This window comes from Mycobacterium sp. (assembly GCF_035603715.1).
In the GTDB taxonomy this organism is placed as follows: Bacteria; Actinomycetota; Actinomycetes; order Mycobacteriales; family Mycobacteriaceae; genus Mycobacterium.
On sequence record NZ_DATNJW010000135.1, the window covers coordinates 1 to 2,383 of the forward strand.

A 2,383-nucleotide genomic window follows, 5' to 3' on the forward strand; every position below is an offset into this window, starting at 1 on the left:
TGACTCAGGAGTCGTACCGCACCGGGGATGTCGAGAACGCCGGCGCCGACGAGCTGGACATGTTCCCGTCCGATCCGCGGCAACTCGAGGGTCAGACCGAAGCCGAGCGCGACCGTCCCTACTTCGAAGTGCTTGTCGTCGAGAAGATGACCGAGGCCCAGGAGCGTGCGCTGCGCAACGAGGTCCGCAAATGGCGGCGCCCCGATGACGAATTCGTCTACGAGCTCGTGGTGGTCGCCAGCGGCGATGAGGCGCTGATCGCCGCACGGCTCAACGTGAATCTGCAAGCCGTCGTAATTCGCCGGCGGTTCTCGCACCAGTCAACTCGTGACCTCACGTCGCTGTCCGAGTTCGTTGACACCGGGGTGTCGAACGACCTGGCCGACCACTACTCACCTGAAGAGCGCGCCCAGATTCTGGCCACATCGCTGGGCAAGCTGCGGCCCGAGCTCGACCTGTACCTGATGACCGAGATCGAGGTGGAGGACATCGCCGGGCGGCTGGGCCAATACTTCCGCCGGGTGTTCCACGCCCGGGAAGGCATGCTCGAACTGCACCTGTCGATCCTGCACGGCGTCGCGGCCCGCTATCGCACCCCGTTCTTCAGCGCACTCAAGCAATACAGCCACCGGCCGACCGGCGTTTTCCACGCTTTGCCGATCTCGCAGGGCAAGTCGATTGTCAACTCGCACTGGATCAAGGACATGGTCGGCTTCTACGGCCTGGAAGTCTTCATGGCCGAGACGTCGGCGACCTGCGGTGGTCTGGACTCATTGCTGGAGCCCACCGGCCCGCTGCGTGAGTCCCAACAGCTCGCGTCGAAAGCGTATGGCTCGCGGCACACCTACTTCGTCACCAACGGCACGTCGACCGCCAACAAGATCATCACCCAGGCGGTGGTGGCCCCCGGTGACATCGTGCTGCTGGACCGTAACTGTCACCAGTCGCACCACTACGGCATGATGATGGCCGGCGCGAATGTTGTTTACCTCGAGGCGTATCCGCTCAACGACTATTCGATGTACGGCGCGGTGCCGCTGCGCGAGATCAAGTCAAAGTTGTTGGCGCTCAAGCGGGCCGGCAAGCTCGACCGCGTCAAGATGATGTCGCTGACGAACTGCACATTCGACGGGATCGTCTACGACGTCGAGCGGGTGATGGAAGAGTGCCTCGCGATCAAGCCAGACCTGGTGTTCCTGTGGGACGAAGCCTGGTTCGCGTTCGCCCGGTTCCACCCGGTCTACCGCACCCGGACCGCGATGGCGGGGGCGGCGGCGGTGCGCGAGCGGCTGAACAGCCCGGAGTACCGGGCTGAGTACGAGAAATACCTGACCAAGCAGACCGCCGAGAAGCCCAGTGACGAAGACCTTTTGAACCGTCGCCTGATGCCGGACCCGGCGCGGGCACGGGTGCGGGTGTACGCCTCGCAGTCCACCCACAAGACGCTGACCTCGCTGCGGCAGGGATCGATGATCCACGTCTACGACCAGGACTTCGACCAGAAGGTCGCGGTGCCGTTCCACGAGGCCTACATGGCGCACACCTCGACGTCACCCAACTACCAGATTCTGGCGTCGTTGGACCTGGGCCGTCGTCAGGTAGCGCTGGAGGGTGCCGAATTGGTGCAGCGGCAGATCGAAAACGCCATGCAATTGCGTGACGCGATCGACAACCACCCGCTGCTCAGCAAGTACATGAATTGCCTTGGTACGGCTCACCTCATCCCGAACGAGTACCGCCCGACGGCCATCGATCAACCGCTGCGATCCGGTCTGCGCAACATGATGGCGGCCTGGCACGACGACGAGTTCGTCCTCGACCCGTCGCGAATCACGTTGTCCATCGGGCGGACCGGGTACGACGGTGACACCTTCAAGCGCGAGCAGTTGATGGACCGCTACGGCATCCAGATCAACAAGACCTCGCGCAACAGCGTGCTGTTCATGACCAACATCGGCACCACGCGCAGCTCGGTGGCGTTCCTGGTCGAGGTGTTGGTCAGCATTGCCGCCGAGCTCGACCAGTCGATTTCCGAGATGAGCCTGGGCGAGCGCGAGCACTTCGAGCAGGCGGTGTGGGGGCTGACCGAACGTCCGGTTCCACTGTGTAACTTCAGCGGCTTCCACCCGGCGTTCCGGGATCACAGCGGTGACGAGCCGACACCCGAGGGCGATGTCCGTCGCGCGTTCTACCTGTCGTACGACGACACGAACTGCGAATACCTGATGGGTGACCAGATCGACGAAAAGCTGGATGCCGGAATCGATGTCGTGTCCGCAACGTACGTGACGCCATACCCGCCGGGCTTCCCGGTGCTGGTGCCCGGTCAGGTGGTCAGCCGCGAGATCCTGCAGTTCATGCGCGATCTGGACACCAAGGAGAT

At 63.2% G+C, this 2,383-nt stretch carries 1 protein-coding gene; it reads left to right on the forward strand.

Annotation, left to right across the window (positions count from 1 at the left end):
- Window positions 1-2,383: ornithine decarboxylase (locus tag VN856_RS06175; RefSeq protein WP_325687186.1), on the forward strand; the 2,383-nt coding region annotated here is incomplete at both ends.